This is a genomic window from Pseudomonas sp. GM33, assembly GCF_000282295.1.
Classification (GTDB): Bacteria; Pseudomonadota; Gammaproteobacteria; order Pseudomonadales; family Pseudomonadaceae; genus Aquipseudomonas; species Aquipseudomonas laurylsulfatiphila.
In genome coordinates, this window is the sequence record NZ_AKJO01000004.1 from 1 (window position 1) to 19,121 (window position 19,121).

The 19,121-nt window shown below is 55.2% G+C and carries 18 protein-coding genes; 7 read left to right on the top strand and 11 right to left on the bottom strand.

Annotation, left to right across the window (positions count from 1 at the left end; genetic code table 11):
• Positions 1–120: 120 nt before the first annotated feature.
• A complete protein-coding gene (locus PMI26_RS28520) occupies positions 121–1,794 on the bottom strand; it encodes a nitrite/sulfite reductase (protein ID WP_007969948.1) in 1,674 nt (557 codons plus the stop codon).
• 433 nt (positions 1,795–2,227) lie between these two features.
• On the opposite strand from PMI26_RS28520, the gene PMI26_RS31755 reads away from it, so the two are divergent.
• Both PMI26_RS31755 and PMI26_RS31760 read left to right on the top strand, forming a co-directional pair.
• Positions 2,228–2,572, top strand: coding sequence for a hypothetical protein (locus PMI26_RS31755; RefSeq protein WP_007969949.1), 345 nt, complete (start codon positions 2,228–2,230; stop codon positions 2,570–2,572).
• Positions 2,573–2,665: 93 nt separating this feature from the next.
• Complete coding sequence (locus PMI26_RS31760; RefSeq protein ID WP_007969950.1) at positions 2,666–3,124, top strand: hypothetical protein; 459 nt, start codon at positions 2,666–2,668, stop codon at positions 3,122–3,124.
• A gap of 207 nt (positions 3,125–3,331) precedes the next feature.
• On the opposite strand, the gene PMI26_RS28515 is transcribed toward PMI26_RS31760, so the two are convergent.
• The 3 genes from PMI26_RS28515 to PMI26_RS0129265 form a co-directional block, all read right to left on the bottom strand.
• On the bottom strand, positions 3,332–4,087 hold the full coding sequence (locus PMI26_RS28515; protein WP_007969951.1) for an SDR family oxidoreductase: 756 nt from the start codon (positions 4,085–4,087) through the stop codon (positions 3,332–3,334).
• Positions 4,088–4,138: 51 nt separating this feature from the next.
• Entirely contained in the window at positions 4,139–4,429 is a 291-nt protein-coding gene (gene catC, locus PMI26_RS28510) for a muconolactone Delta-isomerase (protein WP_007969952.1), read from the bottom strand.
• Positions 4,430–4,502: 73 nt separating this feature from the next.
• Positions 4,503–4,886 carry a winged helix-turn-helix transcriptional regulator gene (locus tag PMI26_RS0129265; RefSeq protein ID WP_033047299.1) on the bottom strand — a complete coding sequence of 128 codons (384 nt, stop codon included), beginning with the start codon at positions 4,884–4,886 and terminating at the stop codon, positions 4,503–4,505.
• Positions 4,887–4,979: 93 nt separating this feature from the next.
• Here PMI26_RS0129265 and PMI26_RS28505 point away from each other — a divergent pair, with 93 nt between their 5' ends.
• Positions 4,980–6,107, top strand: coding sequence for an alkene reductase (locus PMI26_RS28505; protein WP_007969953.1), 1,128 nt, complete (start codon positions 4,980–4,982; stop codon positions 6,105–6,107).
• A gap of 323 nt (positions 6,108–6,430) precedes the next feature.
• Here PMI26_RS28505 and PMI26_RS28500 read toward each other — a convergent pair whose 3' ends face one another.
• The 4 genes from PMI26_RS28500 to PMI26_RS28485 form a co-directional block, all read right to left on the bottom strand.
• Positions 6,431–7,441: an XdhC family protein gene (locus PMI26_RS28500; protein ID WP_007969955.1), complete on the bottom strand. Its 1,011-nt coding sequence runs from the start codon at positions 7,439–7,441 to the stop codon at positions 6,431–6,433.
• 136 nt (positions 7,442–7,577) lie between these two features.
• Entirely contained in the window at positions 7,578–9,806 is a 2,229-nt protein-coding gene (locus PMI26_RS28495; RefSeq protein WP_007969957.1) for a xanthine dehydrogenase family protein molybdopterin-binding subunit, read from the bottom strand.
• Positions 9,799–10,284 carry a (2Fe-2S)-binding protein gene (locus PMI26_RS28490; protein WP_007969958.1) on the bottom strand — a complete coding sequence of 162 codons (486 nt, stop codon included), beginning with the start codon at positions 10,282–10,284 and terminating at the stop codon, positions 9,799–9,801. The genes PMI26_RS28495 and PMI26_RS28490 overlap by 8 nt, the downstream gene beginning before the upstream one ends.
• Positions 10,285–10,585: 301 nt before the next feature.
• Entirely contained in the window at positions 10,586–11,767 is a 1,182-nt protein-coding gene (locus tag PMI26_RS28485; RefSeq protein WP_007969959.1) for an MFS transporter, read from the bottom strand.
• Positions 11,768–12,201: 434 nt separating this feature from the next.
• Here PMI26_RS28485 and PMI26_RS28480 point away from each other — a divergent pair, with 434 nt between their 5' ends.
• From PMI26_RS28480 to PMI26_RS28470, 3 genes are all read left to right on the top strand, one after another.
• Positions 12,202–13,638, top strand: coding sequence for an aldehyde dehydrogenase family protein (locus PMI26_RS28480; protein ID WP_007969960.1), 1,437 nt, complete (start codon positions 12,202–12,204; stop codon positions 13,636–13,638).
• A gap of 44 nt (positions 13,639–13,682) precedes the next feature.
• On the top strand, positions 13,683–13,961 hold the full coding sequence (locus PMI26_RS28475; protein WP_007969961.1) for a muconolactone Delta-isomerase: 279 nt from the start codon (positions 13,683–13,685) through the stop codon (positions 13,959–13,961).
• A 113-nt stretch (positions 13,962–14,074) separates the two neighbouring features.
• Positions 14,075–15,337 carry a c-type cytochrome gene (locus PMI26_RS28470; RefSeq protein WP_007969962.1) on the top strand — a complete coding sequence of 421 codons (1,263 nt, stop codon included), beginning with the start codon at positions 14,075–14,077 and terminating at the stop codon, positions 15,335–15,337.
• A gap of 180 nt (positions 15,338–15,517) precedes the next feature.
• Here PMI26_RS28470 and PMI26_RS28465 read toward each other — a convergent pair whose 3' ends face one another.
• On the bottom strand, positions 15,518–16,396 hold the full coding sequence (locus PMI26_RS28465; RefSeq protein WP_007969963.1) for a LysR substrate-binding domain-containing protein: 879 nt from the start codon (positions 16,394–16,396) through the stop codon (positions 15,518–15,520).
• A 163-nt stretch (positions 16,397–16,559) separates the two neighbouring features.
• On the opposite strand from PMI26_RS28465, the gene PMI26_RS28460 reads away from it, so the two are divergent.
• The gene (locus PMI26_RS28460; RefSeq protein WP_007969964.1) at positions 16,560–16,973 is read left to right on the top strand and encodes an ester cyclase; all 414 of its coding nucleotides are present in this window, start codon (positions 16,560–16,562) and stop codon (positions 16,971–16,973) included.
• A gap of 459 nt (positions 16,974–17,432) precedes the next feature.
• Here the strand turns inward: PMI26_RS28460 and PMI26_RS28455 are convergent, their stop codons facing one another.
• Both PMI26_RS28455 and PMI26_RS28450 read right to left on the bottom strand, forming a co-directional pair.
• On the bottom strand, positions 17,433–18,734 hold the full coding sequence (locus PMI26_RS28455) for an MSMEG_0569 family flavin-dependent oxidoreductase (protein ID WP_007969965.1): 1,302 nt from the start codon (positions 18,732–18,734) through the stop codon (positions 17,433–17,435).
• A 50-nt stretch (positions 18,735–18,784) separates the two neighbouring features.
• Positions 18,785–19,120, bottom strand: a complete 336-nt coding sequence (locus tag PMI26_RS28450) for an MSMEG_0570 family nitrogen starvation response protein (protein ID WP_007969967.1) — start codon at positions 19,118–19,120, stop codon at positions 18,785–18,787.
• Position 19,121: the final 1 nt, after the last annotated feature.

The following is a 19,121-nucleotide window of genomic DNA, read 5'->3' on the forward strand; positions in this document are numbered from 1 at the left end:
GGGGAGCCAGTGGCAGGATCAGCGGGCCGGTGGGGAGCTCACCCTCGGCGTCGCGGATCAAGGTCCACTGATCATCCGAAACATGACGCGCACCGCCTTCGCACAACATCAGCAAGTTATTCATGCTAGGGCCTCCGCGTGTTTGGGGTAGACCCGCTCCTTGAACGGCTCGATACCGATGCGGGAGAAGGTATCCATGAAGTTTTCATCGACTTCTCGATAGTCGACGAAGGTGTCGACGATGCGCTCGATAACATCCGGGATTTGCTCGGCGCTGAAGGATGGGCCGATCACTTTGCCCAATGCCGCGGCTTTGCCCTGGGCGCCACCCAGGGTGATCTGGTACCACTCCATGCCGTTTTTATCGACCCCAAGGATGCCTATGTTGCCAATGTGGTGATGACCGCAGGCATTCATGCAGCCGGAAATGTTCAAGCTGAAATCGCCCAGGTCATGCAGGAAGTCGAGGTCATTGAAACGCGCCTGGATCGCAGCGGTAATGGGTAGCGAACGAGCATTGGCCAAGGCGCAAAAATCACCACCGGGGCAGGCAATGATGTCAGTCAGCAAGCCGGCATTGGCCACCCCCAGCCCCTGTTCGCACGCCAGCGTCCACAGCGCGAGCAAATCGCTTTTGCGCACGTCCGGTAAAATCAGGTTCTGCTCATGAGCGATACGTATCTCACCGAAACCGAAAAGCTCCGACCAGCCGGCCACCGCCTCCATCTGCACTGCCGTCAAGTCGCCAGGCGGTGTGTCCGCGCCAGGTTTTGTCGACAACACGACACTCACGTAGCCAGGGACCTTGTGCGCCTGGGTATTACGCGATACCCAGCGTGCAAAATCAGGAAAAGCCATCAGATCACTGCCAAAACTCAGTTCTGTATCGCTCAGCGATTGATACGCCGGGACGACAAAGGCGCGGGCGACGCGCTGGTATTCGACTTCAGTCAGTTGCGCGGGACCATCCTTGATCTGTTGCCACTCCTGTTCGACTTCAGCAGCGAAGGCTTCGATGCCCAGTGACTTTACCAGGATCTTGATTCGCGCCTTGTACTTGTTGTCACGTCGTCCGTGGCGGTTGTAGACCCGCAACACCGCTTCGACATAAGACAACAAATGCTCCCAGGGCAGGTCTTCCCGGATCTGCTGCGACAAGATCGGAGTGCGCCCCAATCCACCGCCGACCATCACCCGCAAACGCATATGGCCTGCTTCGTCGGCATACAAGTACAGGCCGATGTCGTGCATCATGATCGCCGCACGATCCTGTTTTGCGGAACAGATGGCAATCTTGAACTTGCGCGGCAGGTACAGAAACTCCGGGTTGATTGTCGACCACTGCCGCAGGATTTCTGCCAAAGGTCGAGGATCCATCAATTCATCGGCCGCGACGCCGGCAAAGGCCTCGGTGGTGATATTGCGCACGCAATTTCCCGAGGTCTGGATCGCATGCATATCCACTTCTGCCAGGTGCTGCAGAATCTCAGGCACCTGATGCAGCTCGATCCAGTTGTACTGCAGGTTTTGCCGGGTGGTGAAATGCCCGTAACCGCGATCATAGTCGCTAGCGATTCGCGCCAGGATGCGCAACTGCCGCGCCGACAGAGTACCGTAGGGAATTGCGACCCGCAGCATGTAAGCATGCTTCTGCATATACAGACCGTTCTGCAGGCGCAAAGGCAGAAACTCTTCTTCGCTCAGCTCGCCCGCTTGATAGCGTTCGACCTGATCGCGAAACTGCTCTACGCGCTCTAGCACCAGTGCACGGTCGTAGTCGTCGTATTGATACATGCTCGGGTCCTCATCAGTGTTTGCCCTCTCACACGGGGCAACTTCGATAGGGCCAATATGCGCTTGCGCTGATATTCATTACAGAAGCAGATTATGCATAAAAAACCGGATCAGATCTGGCGCAATCCATCCGGTACTCGTGGCATATCTGATATCGTTTTCTTTAAAGATTGGTGTGTTTGTTTTGACGCGGAGCAACCGCCAAATCCCCCTCCAATACTCAAATCAATATGAGATGGCTTTTAATTGCTTTTCTAATTCCATCAATGAACCGTGCACTCCCGTAGATATACGAAAATTCGTAATCCCCGGCCGTCCAGGCGGTGATGAGTTTCCTCGTGTCATGTGTTGAAAACTGAGTCAGTACACAGTAAAAGATGTGCATTTTTACGGACGGTGTCCGCACTTTTCTAGGCTGGCGAGCGGGCCCGTCTTGGTCGCCAGGACCGGTGGTCGACTGATTCTCGCAACCAGTGGCCTCATCATCGCGCTGGGCCTGGTCTTGCTCGCCAGCGCACCCAACCTGCCCTGTTTTGTTATGGCCTGGGTGGTGATCGGTGTCGGAATGGCTGCCGGACTCTACGACCCTTTGTTTGCCGCTCTGGGACAACTCTATGGAGACAACGCGCGCAGCGCGATCCCCCGGATCACGCCGATTTCTGGGTTCTGTACCACCATAGCCTGGCCACTGATTGCCATCCTCATCGAGCGCTTCGGCTGGCGTGAAACCTGTTTGGTGTACAGCACCGGACTTGCGCTGCTGGTACTGCCGATCTAGCTGTGTGTGTTTCCCAAACACCTCCCCGCAATACAAACAACAACGGCTCACCCACGCATCGAACAAGCTCTATCGAACGTAGCGCAAGAAAGGATGTTCAAGCTACTGACAGCGGGCTTCATCCTGGCCTCCGTGATCATGACCGCGATTTCGGTCCAACTGATCGCCGTGCTACAAGCGCAAGGCATCTCGCTCGCTGCAGCCCTGGGTATTGCCGCATTGCTCGGACCCAGCCAAGTGGGTGCCCGCGCCATCGATATACTCATCGGCAAGCAAGCTCACCCGATCTGGAGCGCGTTAGGCTCTTCGGTTCTCGTCGCACTTGGGTTGCTGTGCGTGATCATGTCACCCACTATGGCAACATTGAGCATCGTGCTTTACGGCGCTGGCAGTGGCATTCGTTCCATCGTTCGCGGCACCTTGCCCCTGGCACTGTTCGGTACACGTATTTACCCGATCATACTGGGCCGAATTGCTCGTCAGACATTGATTGCGAAAGCATTGATACCTTTGGCTGGGGGTACTTGCAGCAGCGCTACGGCGCAACGGTGACCATGATGGTCCTCGGGGGGGGGCGCGCTAACCAATGTCGTTCTCGTGCTGATGTTATTGACTGAGGTTCGCAAAATGCCGAAACCGAACGAAACCAGCGCTACGAATAGAACGCCTGATTGACGGGTAGCGTGGTCCATGGGTTTGTCCGCTTCGCCACCCCCATAAACCTTGATGACCCACTCATGGGAAGCGCCATCATCCCGCTTATATGCCTTGGCCTCCGGACACTTCAATCCGCTGAGCGTTAACCCAGCGATTGTCCTCAGATAACAAACTCGCGATCATCGGTCCAATATCGTCCGGTAGCCCTGTGCGGCCTAGCGCGGTCATATCCGCGAACAATTTGTTAACCTCAGAATTGTCGCGGACGGCGCCGCCGCCAAAGTCAGTTTCGATTGCGCCCGGCGCCACAGTGTTGACCGCGATACCACGACCACCCAACTCCTTGGCCATGTACACGGAAAGTACCTCAACCGCGCCCTTGACGGCTGCATAAGCGGCATAGCCGGGAAAGGAAACCCGCGTCAACCCGGAGGAAAGGTTAATGATACGGCCGCCATTGGCGATCATTGGCAGCAGCGCCTGAGTCAAAAAGAAAACGCCCTTGAAATGGACATTGACCAACCCGTCGAACTGCTCCTCGGTGGTCTGTTCGATCAGAGCGTAATCACCGTGACCGGCGTTATTCACCAAATGATCGAATGTTTCGCGCTGCCAGATCTCGCGTAATGCCTTCTGAAGCTGCCCAGCGAATGGCGCGAAACCAGCAATTTTCCCGGTATCGAGTTGCAAGGCGATCGCCTTGCGCCCCAAGGCGTTGATTTCTGCGACGACAGCCTCAGCGTCTTCACCACGGCTCTGATAAGTAACAATGACGTCACTGCCGTGGCGAGCGATGCTCAGTGCAGTGCTTCGGCCGAGACCGCGGCTTGCACCGGTAACAATGGCAATCTTGGTCATGATGGATCCTCATCGTGCATTGATTAGCATGCAAATCGGAACAACGTCGGCCTAGCGATTATCCTCATGAATGGAAGCGGGATGCTGGCACATCGCATCTACCTCAATTGCCATGTAGGGATGTAGCGGTAATTGCATCAACAGGTCGTGCAATTCCTGAACGCTGTCGACGTCAAAGACGCTGTAATTGGCGTAGTGCCCGGCGATACGCCATAGGTGGCGCCACTTCCCTTGCTGCTGCAGGCGCTGCGCCAAGGCCATCTCATCGGCCTTGAGCTGGGCGGCGAGGTCTGGGTTCATTTCGAATGGCAAATTCACGGTCATTTTCACATGGAATAGCATGATGCTCTCCTCAGGTTTGATGAACGGTAGGTGGCTAGTTGCATTATCGCTTTAGAACGTTGTTTGACTCACACTAGCGCTGGCCATCAAGTGAGCGCACGACCGCGTCGCACGATATCAGTCGATGGGCGTCCCCCTGCTCTTGCGCATGTTGCTGGCCCCAATCCTGGAGCGACGAAATCAGAGGTTCAAGACTCAATCCCAATGGCGTCAACGAGTAATCAACGCGTTGCGGCTCTTCAAGAGAGGTTTTTCGCCAAACAATGCCGTGTTCTTCGAGCGCCTTGAGCTGCTGGATAAGGACTTTCTGCGAGATACCGGTAATTTGAGTCTCTATCTCGCACGTTCGCTTGGGACCCTCCAGCAATACATGGATGATGACTGCTTTCCAGCGTCCTGAAATGATGCCAAGGGTTCGCTCGATGGGTAGGCGGGGAAGCATTTTTGTAAGGGTCATAGGGCGGTTCAATCTTGCATACCAAAGTGTGTGTAGATACGAGAATAAGCTCTAACTAATCTGGTTCTCCAGTCCACTTTGGAGATAATTCAGATGTCCTCCTTGTTCAAGGCCTATGCACTAGGTACCCGCAAGCTACAAAACCGCATCGTCATGGCCCCGATGACCAGATCACGCACCTCCACCGGGGACGTCCCCAATGCGCTTATGGCGGCCTATTATGCGCAACGAGTGAGTGCTGGCCTGATCATTACGGAAGCTACCGATGTCTCGGCGTATAGCAAGGGTTACGCTTGCACCCCTGGCATTTATACAGCGGAGCAGACTCAAGGTTGGCGCCTGGTAACCGACCGAGTCCATCTCCACGGCGGTACGATTTTTCTGCAAATCTGGCACGTCGGCAGAATGGCCCACCACACAATGCTACCTAACGGAGAGGCACCGCGTGGTGCGACCGATGAGCGGGCAGCACAATCCGATGTATTTATCTACGACACCACAGGAACGGCGGTTTTCGTTCCCGCGGATACTCCGCGCAAGATTGAGACCGACGAGGTCGCAGGACTGCTCGATGAGTTCACGCTTGCCTTCAGAAACGCGAAAGCTGCCGAGTTTGATGGTGTGGAAATTCACGGCGCCAATGGTTATCTGTTCGATCAGTTCATGAACTCGACCCTAAACACGCGTACTGATCAATTCGGGGGGCAGACACCTCAAACGCGAACGCGTCTGTTGCTGGATGTGGTCGACATTGCGATTCGGGAACTAGGGGCCCATAAGGTCGGCGTTCGTGTCTCCCCATTCGGAAAATTCAATAGCATGCCCTCTGATCCATTCGCAGAAGAAACTTTGCTTTACCTGTGCAGCGAGTTGAATCGCCGTGAAATTGCCTATCTGCATGTCGTCTACCAACCGTTACCAGCAGGCAACACTGTGGACAGCGAGTTCAACGAAAATAATCTCAGTGACGACTTAGTGCGCGAGGTCCGTAACGCCTTTCAGGGCACATTGATCTGGTGTGGAGGATTTGACCAGCAAGCGGCTCAGGCGGCAATGGATGACGGTTGGGCAGACCTGATAGCTTTCGGCAGACCTTTCATTGCCAATCCTGACTTGGTGGATCGTTTGAGAAACAATTGGCCGCTTGCCGAGGCTCCTCATTCCACCTTTTATACACGCGACGGTGAGAAGGGCTATACCGACTTTCCATTTTTCGAATAAGTCGTTACGCGTCCGCCAAATCACACCTTGGCTGCGAAGTCGGTAGTAGAAAGTATGGCTCATAGAGCTGTTGGGACCGCATCAGTGATCCCAGCAGCCACTTACCGACTATCCAGTGGCATGATAGAGATGCCTTGAGCGAGATGACGACGCTCTTGTCGCATAGACTTCCGCTTAAAAAGGCTAGAGATAGTGTCTTCCTTGCAAAGCAGGCAGAGACCACAGCTTTTGCATCCCCCAGGTGATTCTAAGGAGCTTGAGCAAGGTAACGAGCAAAGTTATAAATCACTGCTTTGGTTCAGTCGGTGTTAGATCACAGAGATTCAGGCGCTTGCGATCAGCGATAACAGACGCGGCTCAACAAAGGACTTCTTCTGCACTGCTTGGACTCCATTCTTGATCGAGACGATTTCGGCCATTAGCGACAAGGCTATTTCCGGCGGAGTATGACTACCAATATGTAAACCGACAGGCCCATGCAATCGAGCAATTTCGTCCTGCGCCAACCCAAGCAACAGGAGATTTTCTCGACGTTTGAGTGTGTTAACTCGAGAGCCAAGCGCGCCGATATAGAAAGCATCGGACTTCAGTGCTGTCAATAGTGCCATGTCATCCAACCTTGGATCATGGGTGAGCGCGACGATGGCAGTATGTGCATCAGGGACGATAGCGTGCACGGCATCGTCAGGCATTCCCGGAACAAAGCGGGCTCCTTCGTCCTCCCAGCCATAGGCGAACTCTTCTCGCGGATCGCAGATAAGGACGTCGAAATCCAGCATTCGAGCCATAGACGCCACATAGCGGGACAGTTGCCCAGCACCAATCAATAGCAGACGCCAGCGCGGCCCATAAACTGTTTTCAGTCGTTTTCCGTCGAATTCAAGGAAATCATCGCGCGTCGCAGCACCCAACTTCGACTGACCTGTGCTTAGCGACAGTTCACGACTCACAATTTCGTGGTTTTCGCAGCACGCCAACAGTTCTTCGACCCAGGACGGATCAGTTATCCGTTCTTCGGTTAACCGTAACGTGCCTCCGCAGGGCAGTCCAAAACGGGCCGCTTCTTCCCTGCTCAATCCGTAGGTGATCAGTTGTACGGGAACATTGAGCACTTCATGATCCCGTTCTGACTGACGACGCGCGATCAAATCATCTTCAATGCACCCTCCCGACACTGACCCGATCACCATGCCATCTTCGCGCAAGGCTAACATCGCGCCTGGTGGACGGGGTGCACTTCCCCATGTCTGGATGACCGTATAGAGCCAGACAAGATGTCCGTCGCGCCGCCATTGCAGGACGTTTTTCAAGACGTTGAGATCGACGCTGTCCATGGGGCCTCCGGACATACTTGAAGGATAGAGACTTAATTCAGGGTGGGAATGTGGCTGAAAACCCGCGCTGAGCACCCAGAAAAAACACTCGCTGCTGCATCACAGCAGCGGGTAGTTTTGCCGCTATTGCGGGCAGTCAAACACTAGTGCTTGCGGTATGCCCCAACGCGGCCAGCACTTTGGCCTCGGTGAAAGGTATTGACCGCAGACGCACTCCCGTGGCGTCGAATACCGCGTTACCGACTGCCGCACACACCACGGCCGCGGCAATTTCACCTACGCCCAGCGGAGGTTCCGTGGGACGTTCGATCAACTCAATTTCGATCTCCGGAACTTCCGGGAATGTGAGGATCGGATAGGACGCCCAGTCGCGGCTGGTCACGGTCGACTGATCGAACTTGAGCTCCTCTCGCAAGGTCCGGCTGAGGGTTTGCACGATGCAGCCTTCGATCTGGTTGCGGGTCCCGTCGGGATTGATCACCAGCCCACAGTCATGAGTGACGTAGAACTTGCGCGCAAGGATCTTGCCGGTTTTTCGGTTTACCTCAACGTCCGCCACCATGGCCACGTAGGTTTTCGACAAGTCGTATTTGACGTAGGCCAGTCCCCTCCCCCTTACCGTCTCGTCGGTGCCGGCCGGGCGAGGATAAGCCCCTGCCTGCCACTTCGATATCGTTGCCAAACGTTGCAACACCTCGGCACCACGCAAGTCGGTGGGATCGATGCTTTTGAGACGGATCGTCATCGGATCAATTCCTTCAACTGCTGCAATTTCGTCGAGAAAACTTTCGTTGGCAAAAGTGTTCTGCATCCGTCCCGGGGAGCGAATCCATGCAGGACGAAACGGCGTATTGGCCAAGCGGTGACCTTGAGTGAGGATATTGGCGAACCGGTAAGGAATGCCTGAGTTTCCCATCACGCCGCCCGGTGAGATGAAGTCTTCATGGGGCATGTCGCTCAGGTCGGCAGCGATTAGCGCCACCGTACCCGGTTTGCCGTCCGGCACGAAGAAGTCGCTTTGCCACGCGGTCAAATGGTTGTCAGCGTCGAAACCGGCCTGCATATCGATGAGCGTCGGAGGCCCCTTCGGGTCCCACCCGTGTTCATCGGCACGCATCCACTGCACGCGCACCGGCTTGTTCATGATCTTCGCCAACAAAGCTGCATCTGCCGCGGCGTCCTCATGACCGTTGCGGCCATAACAACCGGCACCCTCCAGGTAAATTGCACGCACGTTTTTTGGATCAAGCTTGAACATCACCGCCAATTGCCGGCGCAAGGCATGGGTACCCTGTGATGCAGTCCAGCAAGTCAGATCACCGTCCTTGAACTGGGCGATGGCACACGAAGGGCCGATGGAGCCATGGGTATGAATGGCGAAATCATAGGTGGATTTCAGCGTGCGATGTGCGCTGCGCAAAGCCGCACCGGTGTCGCCCAACTTGCTGGAGACTTCGGTATTCGTCACGGGTGTAGCACGCACATGCTCCCAAAGCTTTTCCTGCTCAGGCAGTCCCGTCCAGTTCGTCCACGAAGCGCTGAGGGTTCTCATCGCCTGGATCGCTGACCATTCCGTCTTGCCCACCACTGCCAGGAAGTTTCCTTCGCGTACGACTTTCAATAGACCAGGAATGTCCTTGACCGACGCCTCATCAACGCTGACTAGCGTTGCCCCCATCGCTGGTGGCCGAATGACCCGGGCATGGAGCATCTCCGGCACCTTGAAATCCTGCATGTAGGTAAAGTCACCGGTGACTTTTGGTGGAATATCACGACGCGCCGCGGACTTACCGATGCTCCGGTATTGCATGGCATCTTTGAGCACCACGTTCGTCGCGATGGGCAAGTTCAACTGATCGCCGCCAACCAGTTCGCCATAGCTGAGGCCAGGTGCCCCAGGTGCGGTGGAGATCACGCCGTTGGTGACTTGCAAGTGATCAATGCCGACCTTCAAGCGCACGGCAGCTTTAGCTATCAATGCCTGACGGGCAGTCGCCGCAGCCTGGCGAATCTGCAACCCGCCATTGGTGATCGACATGCTGCCATATGTGGTGCCTTGATCCGGGGTCAATGCTGTATCACCCTGGATGATCGTGATCCGTTCAATCGCTACATCGAGTTCTTCGGCGGCCATTTGTGCCAGCGCGGTTTCAACGCCGGTACCCAGATCGACTTTGCCGGAGAAGACTGTGACCTGACCGGTTTTATCGATGGCTAAAAATCCGTCGACCTGATCGAGGTTAACGCTTTTTTCCTGAGTACCTGTTTGAGCAAGCAACTGAGCGGCTTGAGGTAGCAGGCTAAAGCCGACCACAACCGCCCCACCCTTGAGAAACCCTCGTCGACTGCTTGAGATATCAAACATGTTGGCCTCCCTGCATCGATTCGGAGGCGCGTTTTACCGCGCGCAAGATCCGCACATGAGTGCCGCACTTGCATAAGTTATTGGCCAGTTCCTGGCGGATTTGTTCGTCGCTCGGTGTCGGGTTGCGACGCAGCAACGCCGCCGACTGCATGATCATGCCGTTGATGCAGTAGCCGCACTGCACTGCTTGTTCATCGATGAACGCTTGTTGCAGAGGATGCAAGGCGTCGCCTTCGGCCAAACCTTCAAGCGTAGTGACGCTGGAACCTACGACGGCGGATACAGGCATCAGGCAAGACCGCAACGCCTCTCCATTGAGCAATACCGTACAAGCACCACACTGGCCCAAGCCACAGCCGAACTTGGGGCCATGAAATCCAAGCTCATCGCGAAGAGCATATAGGAGTGGCATATTTGGATCATCAACTTCGACTGTAACTGTTTTTTGATTCACAACCAGCGATAGTGACTGACTCATGGTGCTCGCCTCTCTGCAAGAAAATGCCTGGTGACGTGCGCTCAATATACGCCTCACCCACCCAGCTGTTCACAACTTGTGTTTCAGCTGAAACCGATTAAGTTGCGATGATTTGTTCATTTGACCTCCTGTTGTATCCGCCAGCAGCAGATCGTTTCAGGAATGGTCGAACATCAAGCGTGACCGCTCAAACGATATGAAGAAAGGAGTCAGTTGACAAAATATCAACTCAATACTGAGGCGGATGAAAAAAGGCAGGAGTTGCCTCGCGCCTTTTTTTGTGGGAATGAACATCACTCGATCAAGCGACCCTCGCAGACATTGCCAAGCCGCCCAGCGCCAGCAGAGCACTACTGGCAATAAAACAGGCCAAGGCAGTCACTCCCATTTCCAAACCAAAAAATTCAATGAGATAACCCGTGGCCACTGGAATGATGCCGGCTGGTATGTAACCGCCGATATTGAATATCGCATTCGCTTCAGCTCGGCGATTGGCCGACACATTATCGGCAATCAGTGTCAACCCGCCTAATTGCCCCAGGCCTTGACCCGCACCGGCAAACAAAGCGCCTACCAGAAGCCATGCAGCAGAGCCAAAGTGCAGCGCAAACCACAGACTCAGCATGCTTAAAATCGTCGAGAGGCCGCTGAGCAAAAACATTTTTTTAACGCTGAATGGCTTCATCGCAAATTGCACGAGCACTGCGGTAAGAAACATGAAAAACGCCATCACACCACTCAGGAGGGGTTGATTGGTATGTAAAAATGTCGCGAGCATCTTCGGTCCCAACGAAAGCACAAAAGACGTAGCTGTGATTCCAGGCCCGAAAAAGGTCACTCCCAGCAAGACAACGCCGATGCTCTGCTTTGGTATAGAGGGAAGCTTGGGACGGAACCTTCCTGTACCCAACTTGCGATGGGGTTGGCGAAGAACGGCGACCAGCGCGAGCAACAACAGCAGGATTTCAGTGCTGAAGACCAGGCGAATCGGATCCGCGCAGTAGTGGGCTATTACCCCCGCTAACAAAGGTCCCGAGCCCGCACCTGCGACCATGGCAACAGACGCCATTAACGACGCGAAATGCTTACGGTGGGACGAGGTCTGTTCAACTACATTGGCCATACCCGCAGAGACGACGATTCCTACTGATACGCCTGTCAGGAAGCGCGCAAGCATCAGGACGAAGACGCTTTGAGCCGCCTCAAATAACACTGCGGCTGCAATGGCTATCACAATGCATGGCAGCAACATTGCTTTGCGCCCATAGTGATCCGAAAGTTGTCCAGCAACAATTAAAGTCATTAACAACCCGAGAATGTAACATCCGAAAATAACAGTCAGTATTCCCGAAGCAAATCCTAATTCATCCTGCCAAATTCCATATAACGGTGTTGCAGCATTGGAAAGTATAAATATTGCCGTGATTATCCAGGCGGCCCGCATGACGCCCAGTGTGTTGTCAGCTTTCACTTCGATAATCATCGTTAACACTCCGCATAAATTCCCGTAGTGGAGGCAGCATAAACAGTGTTCTTTGACCTACATATGCCAACGAGCGCGGAGTTCATGTGCAAAATTTCACAAGCGTTCAGCGTTGATAATGAACCTCAGCGAGGCCGCATGAGTGGATCTGCTAAATAATTTCCCAAAGAAAAACCCCGGCAATAATGTCGCGGTTGTGGTTTCAGATGCTTATCCCCGCCTTTTTCAGGCTTTTTTTCGTTCCGTTATCCCACTGACGATTGGTTTTTTCTCAATCTTCCAACGCCATAAAATCAGTTGAACAACCCTCTGCTTGCTTCTGTAATGAAAACCACCCTGCCGGAATCGTCTGCCACGTAACGACGAAAAAGGTTGGCCCGACACTGCACGCTTGTCACCTCGAATTGCGAGATTGCTTTCAGAGAGAAACGACCATGTTTGAAAAAGTGAAGAGTTATGTCCACGGGAGATATGCGGAGCCGGTGGAAGGCGCGTATGTGGACAAAATCGATCCGCGCAGCGGGCTCAAACTCAGTGAAGTCGCCAACAGTGACGCACGCGATGTCGAGCTCGCTATCGAATCCGCATCCAGCGCATTGCAGGCATGGCGCGATATGCGCCCAGCTGACCGTGGTCGTCTACTCAACGACCTGGCTCGCATCATTCGGCGCAGTGAAAGCACCTTGGGCGCGCTGGAGAGTGCAGACACTGGCAAGCCGCGCCGTGAGATGTCAACGCTAATGGATCTCACCGCCCAATACTTCGAGTTCTATGGCGGCATCGTGAATGTGATGGATGGCGAAGTGATCAACCAAGGCCCGAATTACCATGTTTACACTCGGCGCGATCCATTCGGCGTTATCGGCGTAATTCTGCCGTGGAATGCCCCGCTCCACCAAGCTGCACGAGCAATCGCGCCAGCGTTGGCCACCGGCAATGTCGTCGTTGCGAAACCCTCCGAGCATACCTCCGCATCATTGGTAGAGTTGGCGCGCATTGCCGTGGAAGAAGCTGGAATACCCGCTGGCGTTTTCAACGTCATCGTTGGAAAAGGCAGCGTCATAGGGCCGGTCATGGCCCGTCATCCTGATATTCGCAAGATCTCCTTCACCGGTGGGTTGCGAGCAGGTCAGGAACTGGGGCATATCGCCGCAGAGCGCATTCTTCCACTGACCCTGGAATTGGGCGGCAAGTCAGCCAATATTGTCTTTGACGATGCTGACCTCGATGCTGCGGCAAGGGGTTCGACCACTGCCTTCACATGGAACAGTGGTCAATGGTGCGCGGCCGGCACGCGCCTGCTGGTTCAGGAAAATATCTACGATCGTTTTGTGGAAAAGCTAGTCGCCGAAGTCGCAGTGCTGCGCGTCGGCCCGGAAGATGACGCCACTTCAGGCCCCATCACAACTCAGGCGCAATTCGAAAAAATCAAAAGCTATTTCGCCATCGCCGAACGCGAAGGTATGACGCTTGCTATCGGGGGCAAGGTGCTAGCCCGGCCAGGACTGGATGAGGGGTGGTACATCGAACCTACGGTCTACACCCACGTCACTAACGATATGACGCTGGCTCGGGAAGAGATCTTCGGACCGATCGTGTGTGTCATACCGTTCAAGGATGAAGCCGACGCCTTGCGCATTGCCAATGATAGTGAGTTTGGATTGGGGGCCGGGATCTGGAGTCGGGACATCGGGCGCATCCATCGCGTGGCAGGCAGACTGGAAGCCGGCCGAATCGTGGTCAACGAGTACAGCGGCGGCTTCGTGCAGACGCCCTGTGGTGGTTTCAAACAAAGCGGATATGGGCGCGAACAGGGTGTTGATGCCCTGTCTCATTACACTCAATTGAAATCAGTGATTATCCGTTTGTAAGAACGGAGGTCGCTTAATCGCCCTCAGACAGACAGGAGATTCCCATGCTGTTTCACGTATACATCCAGATCAACATTCCACATGACGCGGACCAGGAAAAAATTCGAAACCTCAGCGCCCAGGAGGTCAAGCAGGCGCAAGAGCTTCAGCATCAAGGGACGTGGCTACATCTATGGCGGGTCGCTGGGAAATGGGCAAACGTCAGTGTTTTCGATGTCGACAGTATCGACGAGCTTCACGCAATCCTGAGCGCTCTGCCGCTGTTCCCCTTCATGGCGCTCGACATAACACCGTTGTGCAAACACCCTGCGGCCCTAGGGTGAGGCAAAACCTCAATGGGGATTTTTGCTGAGGTGATAAGCAATCGTGCCGAATTCCCAGGTAAAGCGCACCTCCGCAAGATAGACCTTGTCAACGCCAGATAAGGAACCTGATCATGATAAAGAACCTGATTCCTGCCCTTTGCCTTGTCTGGCTGAGTGCTGTACTTGCGCCTGCATACGCAGCCAACGACAGTACGCTCGTCAGTACCGGTGAATACCTGGCGAGAGCCGGAGATTGCGCCGCCTGCCACACTGTTCCCGGAGGCAAGCCATTTGCCGGCGGGCTGAAAATGGTGACGCCCATGGGCGCCATTTACTCCACCAACATTACCCCTGATCGTGAATCCGGCATTGGTCGCTACAGCGAGGCCGAATTCATACGAGCGGTTCGCGAAGGCGTAGCCCAGGACGGCCATCGCCTTTATCCGGCCATGCCATTTCCTTCCTATGCGAAAATCAGCGACGAGGACATGCATACGCTCTATACCTGGTTCATGCAGGAAGTCCCCCCCGTCGCCCAGGCCAATACAGCGTCGGACATTCCCTGGCCGCTTAGCATTCGCTGGCCATTGATGTTCTGGAGTTGGACGTTTCTAGAGGATGAACGCTACACCGCCGTCCCGCAGCAGTCTTCAGAATGGAACCGCGGCGCTTATCTGGTCCAGTCCCTAGGGCATTGCGGTGCCTGTCACACGCCGAGAGGAATCGGTTTTCAGGAACTGGGGCTGGATCAAAACAGCCCTCGCTACCTGAGCGGTGCACAGGTCGACCATTGGTTCGCTTCCAATCTGACCGGCAATCACAACACGGGGCTAGGTCGCTGGGACATCCAGGACATTGAAAACTTCCTGCGCAGCGGCGCTAATCGGCACGCGACCTCGTTCGGCTCAATGACCGAGGTGGTCAACAATAGCAGCCAACACCTGACTGAACAGGATTTGCGTGCCGTCGCGGTGTACCTGAAATCCCTGCCCGGAGCCCGTGACGATGATGGAGCACCCTTTCAACCGGGAGCGGGCCTGGCAACCAGCCTCAGTGGCAATCGTGGCCGCCTGCTCTACGCTAACCATTGTCTTCAATGTCACGGTAGCAACGGCCAAGGTCGAGCGCCTTGGCTGGCACCGTTAGCGGGGAACCCCAATGTGCTGGAGCCGGATCCATCATCGTTGATCAACGTCACCCTTAATGGCACCCCCTTCATCGTGCTCCATGGCATCCCCTCCCCCTTCCCCATGCCCGGTTTCAACGCCGCGCTGAACGACCAGGATGTGGCCGACGTGGTGACTTATCTTCGCACCGCGTGGCACAAGGAGGGTTCGAGCGTGACGGCTGAACAGGTGAAAAAAATCAGGGACGTGACGCAAGGGGTGCATTGATCGCGATCCAGCATACTGCGGCTCACGCCAACAAGACGCGCAACTGCCACTAGTGCGTGTGTTACCGCAGCCAAGGCTAATGCCTAACCTGAATCAGTTTTCGACAGAGCATTGCCACGGGATCGGTGCTGCGTGAAGGCGCCCCTCGCAGACGCAAACAAGAAGGACGAACCTGCAATGTCATGTCAGGCTAGTACCGGACATCAGTCCTTCAGTCAGCAACGACACCAAAGGCTGGACTAAATGCTGAGTGCGTACATCATCGCCGATCACCGCCACTTCAGTGGTGGGCAGCGTAGGCAATTTTTCCGAAGGCTCGACGATTTTCATGCCTTCTTGCAGAAATGAAGTGCCAAGGGCGGTGATACCCAATCCGCCTGCTACGGCTGCTTGAACGCCAATCAGATTGCTGGCCAGACAGGCCGAAGTCCAGTCGCGCCTTACCGAAGCCATCGCCTCGATCATGATCGCGCGGTACGCGCATGGAGGTCGCATCATCACCAGGCGCACCGGCCGCGATGCTTCAATTTCATAATCCTTTGCGGCAATCCAGACCAGTGGTTCACGCCAGATGATCCTGCCTCGCTGGGCCGTGGCGCTGATCTTGCGTTTAGCGATCACCACATCCAGCAGTCCTGCTTCGTGGTCCGCCAACAAGTCGTTGCTGAGGCCAGTGGTGAGTTCCAGCTGAATATCCGGATAGAGCTTGCTGAAGCGGGAGAGCAGTCGTGGCAACTGGGTAGGCACCAGGTTCTCAGAGATGCCGAGACGCAGGACATTCACCCCCTCTGGCTCCCTGATTTCACGGACGAAATTGTCAAAGTGCACCATCATTTTGCGTGCGCCAACCAGAAGACGTTCGCCCTCCGGGGTCAGGGTCAATGCACGACTGGTGCGCTCGAAAACGCGCATGCCAAGTACTTCTTCCAACCGGATGATTTTCTGACTCACCGCTGATTGCGATCGTGCAATCACCTCAGCCGCCGCCGTGAAGCTTCCCGTTTCTGCGACTGCGATAAACGCCCGAAGCAAATCGATATCCACGTCGCCCGCTTGCATGATGAATTCGCCTATCAACTAGATGCCATTAACTTTATGCGTTTGAATTATAGATAGCAAACTCCGAACATCGTGCTTGTGATCATCCCTTAGGGACGTTTCACCGACTAATCCAGCGTCACCACTGAATGGGACGCCGAGCTCAAATTCCAGGAGATAGAAAATGCCTGACAATAAAGCTGTAGAAATTGTTGAAAGCTTCTGGCGAGAAGTCTGGCAGGCGAAAGATCCGCAGGCCGCCGCACGCTTTGTTGCTGAAGACTTTGTCATTACCTCTGGCGGGGTCGATATCGTCGGCCGTGAAGCCTTTATTGAGTGGATCGAAGTCTTTTTGTCGAAGATCGAAGATTTCACATTTGGCAGCATCGAGACCTTCCAGAACAAAGAAGGTACTCGCGTGGCCTCACGGTGGAAACTCACCGGCAAGAACAAGGGCTTCATAGGCGCTCGCTCGTGTAGCACACCTTTCGAAATGCTCGGTACTGCGGTTTGGGAAGTACGTACAGACGGACTGCTAGCGCACAACTGGGTAGAGCGCAATTCGCTTGAGGTTCATCGCGACGTTATCGGTCTCTAAGGTCGACTCGCTGCCTCAACACCCGGCCTACCTCCCTCGGTTTCGTCCACGCAACGTCTTCTCGAAGACTTCGAAACCTTCGAACGTCGTTTGGGATATGCCGATTTCACCGAACGCACCCTGCGTTATACGAGCAATAAAAACTGATTGCCCCTTACACCATCGAACTTGTCCCTTCCGATGGTCGACACTGTCGGAAGGGTTGGATTTTCCTCCCGGAGCGCTCATGAACCAGATGGCGTATCTAGTACTCTGCCTACAACTGTTGACACCGCCTCATGCGGCTCGTCCTCCGGAAATCGTGATGGATACGAGAACGATCCTGCCTTGGGCGGGCTTCGGTCATCCTCCAGATCCCCAGCACCCGGAGGCACGATAAACTTTGTTTCAGCCATCCACGGTGCTAGAAGCAAACGCCTCTGGCCTGCTCACACACGCCAGAGGATTTGGTGGTCTGGCCTACCCCGCCACTGAACGTCGTTTCCGTGAGGTGCCTTCAAGCGCTCCTTCGATAATGTGCTGCACCAGGTACTCTGCGTCCCGCGCTACACCCGAGAAACGTCCTGATCCCCAGGTGTACAACCACGGCAATCCAAGAAAGTACAAACCAGACTGTGCCGTGACTCCGCGTTGGTGCCCGGGATGGCCACGCCCATTGAAGACCGGTGCCTCGACCCAAGTGAAATCCGGACTGAAGCCTATACACCAGATGATGCTGGTGATGCCCTCGCTCACCAGGTCCAGTTCGCTACGCTCCTGCACGGGTACCCAACTCGGCTGGTAGTGCTCGCCGGGAGGCGCATCAATCCCGTGTTGCTCGATGTACTTGTCGATCGAGCCGTTGATCCGGTTGTACACCGCATCGGCGCTGTCCAGATTCTCGGTCAGGTTGTTGGCGAATTGCAGGCGCGTGCCTTGCAAGCCGTCGAGCCGACCGAACAGCTCCATGCCTTCGCGGGCAAAGTTGCGCAGGTCAATATCACGACCACCATCGCGACCGGTCACGTAGTGGTTGGTGTTGTCGCGCACGCCTTCACGCAACGGATGGGTATCAACGCCAATCTCGTAGTAACCCATTTCCGCCAGCCAATCGACTACGTCCTTGCCCCGGTAGAAACGTGCGCAACGTGGCGCATCACCGACAGCCAGATAGACTTTGCGCCCGGCCAGGTGCAAGTCCTCGGCGATTTGCGCACCCGACTGCCCGGAACCAACGACCAGCACATTGCCGACGGGCAAGGCCTGCGGATTGCGGTATTGCTCGGAGTGAAGCTGATGAATGCCCGCCGGCAAGCGTTCGGCCAGGCGCGGGATGATCGGTGTGTGATAACCGCCCGACGCGACAATCACCTGATCGGCGGTGAATTCGCCTTGCGAGGTATGCACCTCGAAACCACCTTGGGTTCGAGGCACTACGCGCTGGACCGTGACACCTTCACGGGCCGGAGCATTGACCGATTTGACGAATCCGGCCAAGTATTCGTTGATCTCGTCCTTCTTCATGAACCCATGAGGATCGCTGCCGTTGAAGCCGTCTGTGTAACTGTAGCCCGGCAATGCGCATTGCCAGTTGGGCGTCACCAGACTGAAGGCATCCCAGCGCTGATTGCGCCAGGTGTGGGTCAGGCTGTGTTTTTCCAGGACCAGATGATCGATGCCCTGCTGTTGCAGGTAGTAGCTGGCGGATAACCCGGCCTGACCGCCGCCGACGACGATCACGCTGTGGTGTGGAGTTTTGATTGAAGTGAGGTGGCTGGTCATGGGTGCTCCAGTACTGGGTAACGAAAAGGGTTAAGGGAAAAATCGATGAATCAGAATGAGCTCCAGCCCGCACCGATCACTTGGCCTGCGCCTTCGGTACGCATGCTCAGAATGTCCACCTGGCCATCGGCGAAGGCTGGATCGACCAGGTAACTGGCCTGGCCCTTGAGCGAACTCAAGGTGTCCATCGCCGAACTGCAATAGAAACCCTTGACCTGCTTGACCCGTTCCGAGGCATTGTCCAATGCGCTTTCGATGAGTTGCAGAAAGTCCGTCAGCGGGTAACTGGCGCCCTCCTCAAGGTATTGATAGATCACGGTCGAAGGCGAATAACCGGTCGCTTCCCGGCCATTGGGCCAGCGGATTTTGAAATTGACGGCGGGCATG

Excerpts from the sequence above, each read along its gene's own strand:
- PMI26_RS28470 (WP_007969962.1), top strand. The coding sequence starts at position 14,075 with ATGATAAAGAACCTGATTCCTGCCCTTTGCCTTGTCTGGCTGAGTGCT.
- PMI26_RS28460 (WP_007969964.1), top strand. The coding sequence starts at position 16,560 with ATGCCTGACAATAAAGCTGTAGAAATTGTTGAAAGCTTCTGGCGAGAA.
- PMI26_RS31760 (WP_007969950.1), top strand. The coding sequence starts at position 2,666 with ATGTTCAAGCTACTGACAGCGGGCTTCATCCTGGCCTCCGTGATCATG.
- PMI26_RS28465 (WP_007969963.1), bottom strand. The coding sequence starts at position 16,396 with ATGCAAGCGGGCGACGTGGATATCGATTTGCTTCGGGCGTTTATCGCA.
- PMI26_RS28515 (WP_007969951.1), bottom strand. The coding sequence starts at position 4,087 with ATGACCAAGATTGCCATTGTTACCGGTGCAAGCCGCGGTCTCGGCCGA.
- PMI26_RS28480 (WP_007969960.1), top strand. The coding sequence starts at position 12,202 with ATGTTTGAAAAAGTGAAGAGTTATGTCCACGGGAGATATGCGGAGCCG.
- PMI26_RS28490 (WP_007969958.1), bottom strand. The coding sequence starts at position 10,284 with ATGAGTCAGTCACTATCGCTGGTTGTGAATCAAAAAACAGTTACAGTC.
- PMI26_RS28450 (WP_007969967.1), bottom strand. The coding sequence starts at position 19,120 with ATGCCCGCCGTCAATTTCAAAATCCGCTGGCCCAATGGCCGGGAAGCG.
- PMI26_RS28505 (WP_007969953.1), top strand. The coding sequence starts at position 4,980 with ATGTCCTCCTTGTTCAAGGCCTATGCACTAGGTACCCGCAAGCTACAA.
- catC (WP_007969952.1), bottom strand. The coding sequence starts at position 4,429 with ATGCTATTCCATGTGAAAATGACCGTGAATTTGCCATTCGAAATGAAC.
- PMI26_RS28500 (WP_007969955.1), bottom strand. The coding sequence starts at position 7,441 with ATGGACAGCGTCGATCTCAACGTCTTGAAAAACGTCCTGCAATGGCGG.
- PMI26_RS28485 (WP_007969959.1), bottom strand. The coding sequence starts at position 11,767 with ATGATTATCGAAGTGAAAGCTGACAACACACTGGGCGTCATGCGGGCC.
- PMI26_RS0129265 (WP_033047299.1), bottom strand. The coding sequence starts at position 4,886 with ATGACCCTTACAAAAATGCTTCCCCGCCTACCCATCGAGCGAACCCTT.
- PMI26_RS28455 (WP_007969965.1), bottom strand. The coding sequence starts at position 18,734 with ATGACCAGCCACCTCACTTCAATCAAAACTCCACACCACAGCGTGATC.
- PMI26_RS28475 (WP_007969961.1), top strand. The coding sequence starts at position 13,683 with ATGCTGTTTCACGTATACATCCAGATCAACATTCCACATGACGCGGAC.
- PMI26_RS28495 (WP_007969957.1), bottom strand. The coding sequence starts at position 9,806 with ATGTTTGATATCTCAAGCAGTCGACGAGGGTTTCTCAAGGGTGGGGCG.
- PMI26_RS28520 (WP_007969948.1), bottom strand. The coding sequence starts at position 1,794 with ATGTATCAATACGACGACTACGACCGTGCACTGGTGCTAGAGCGCGTA.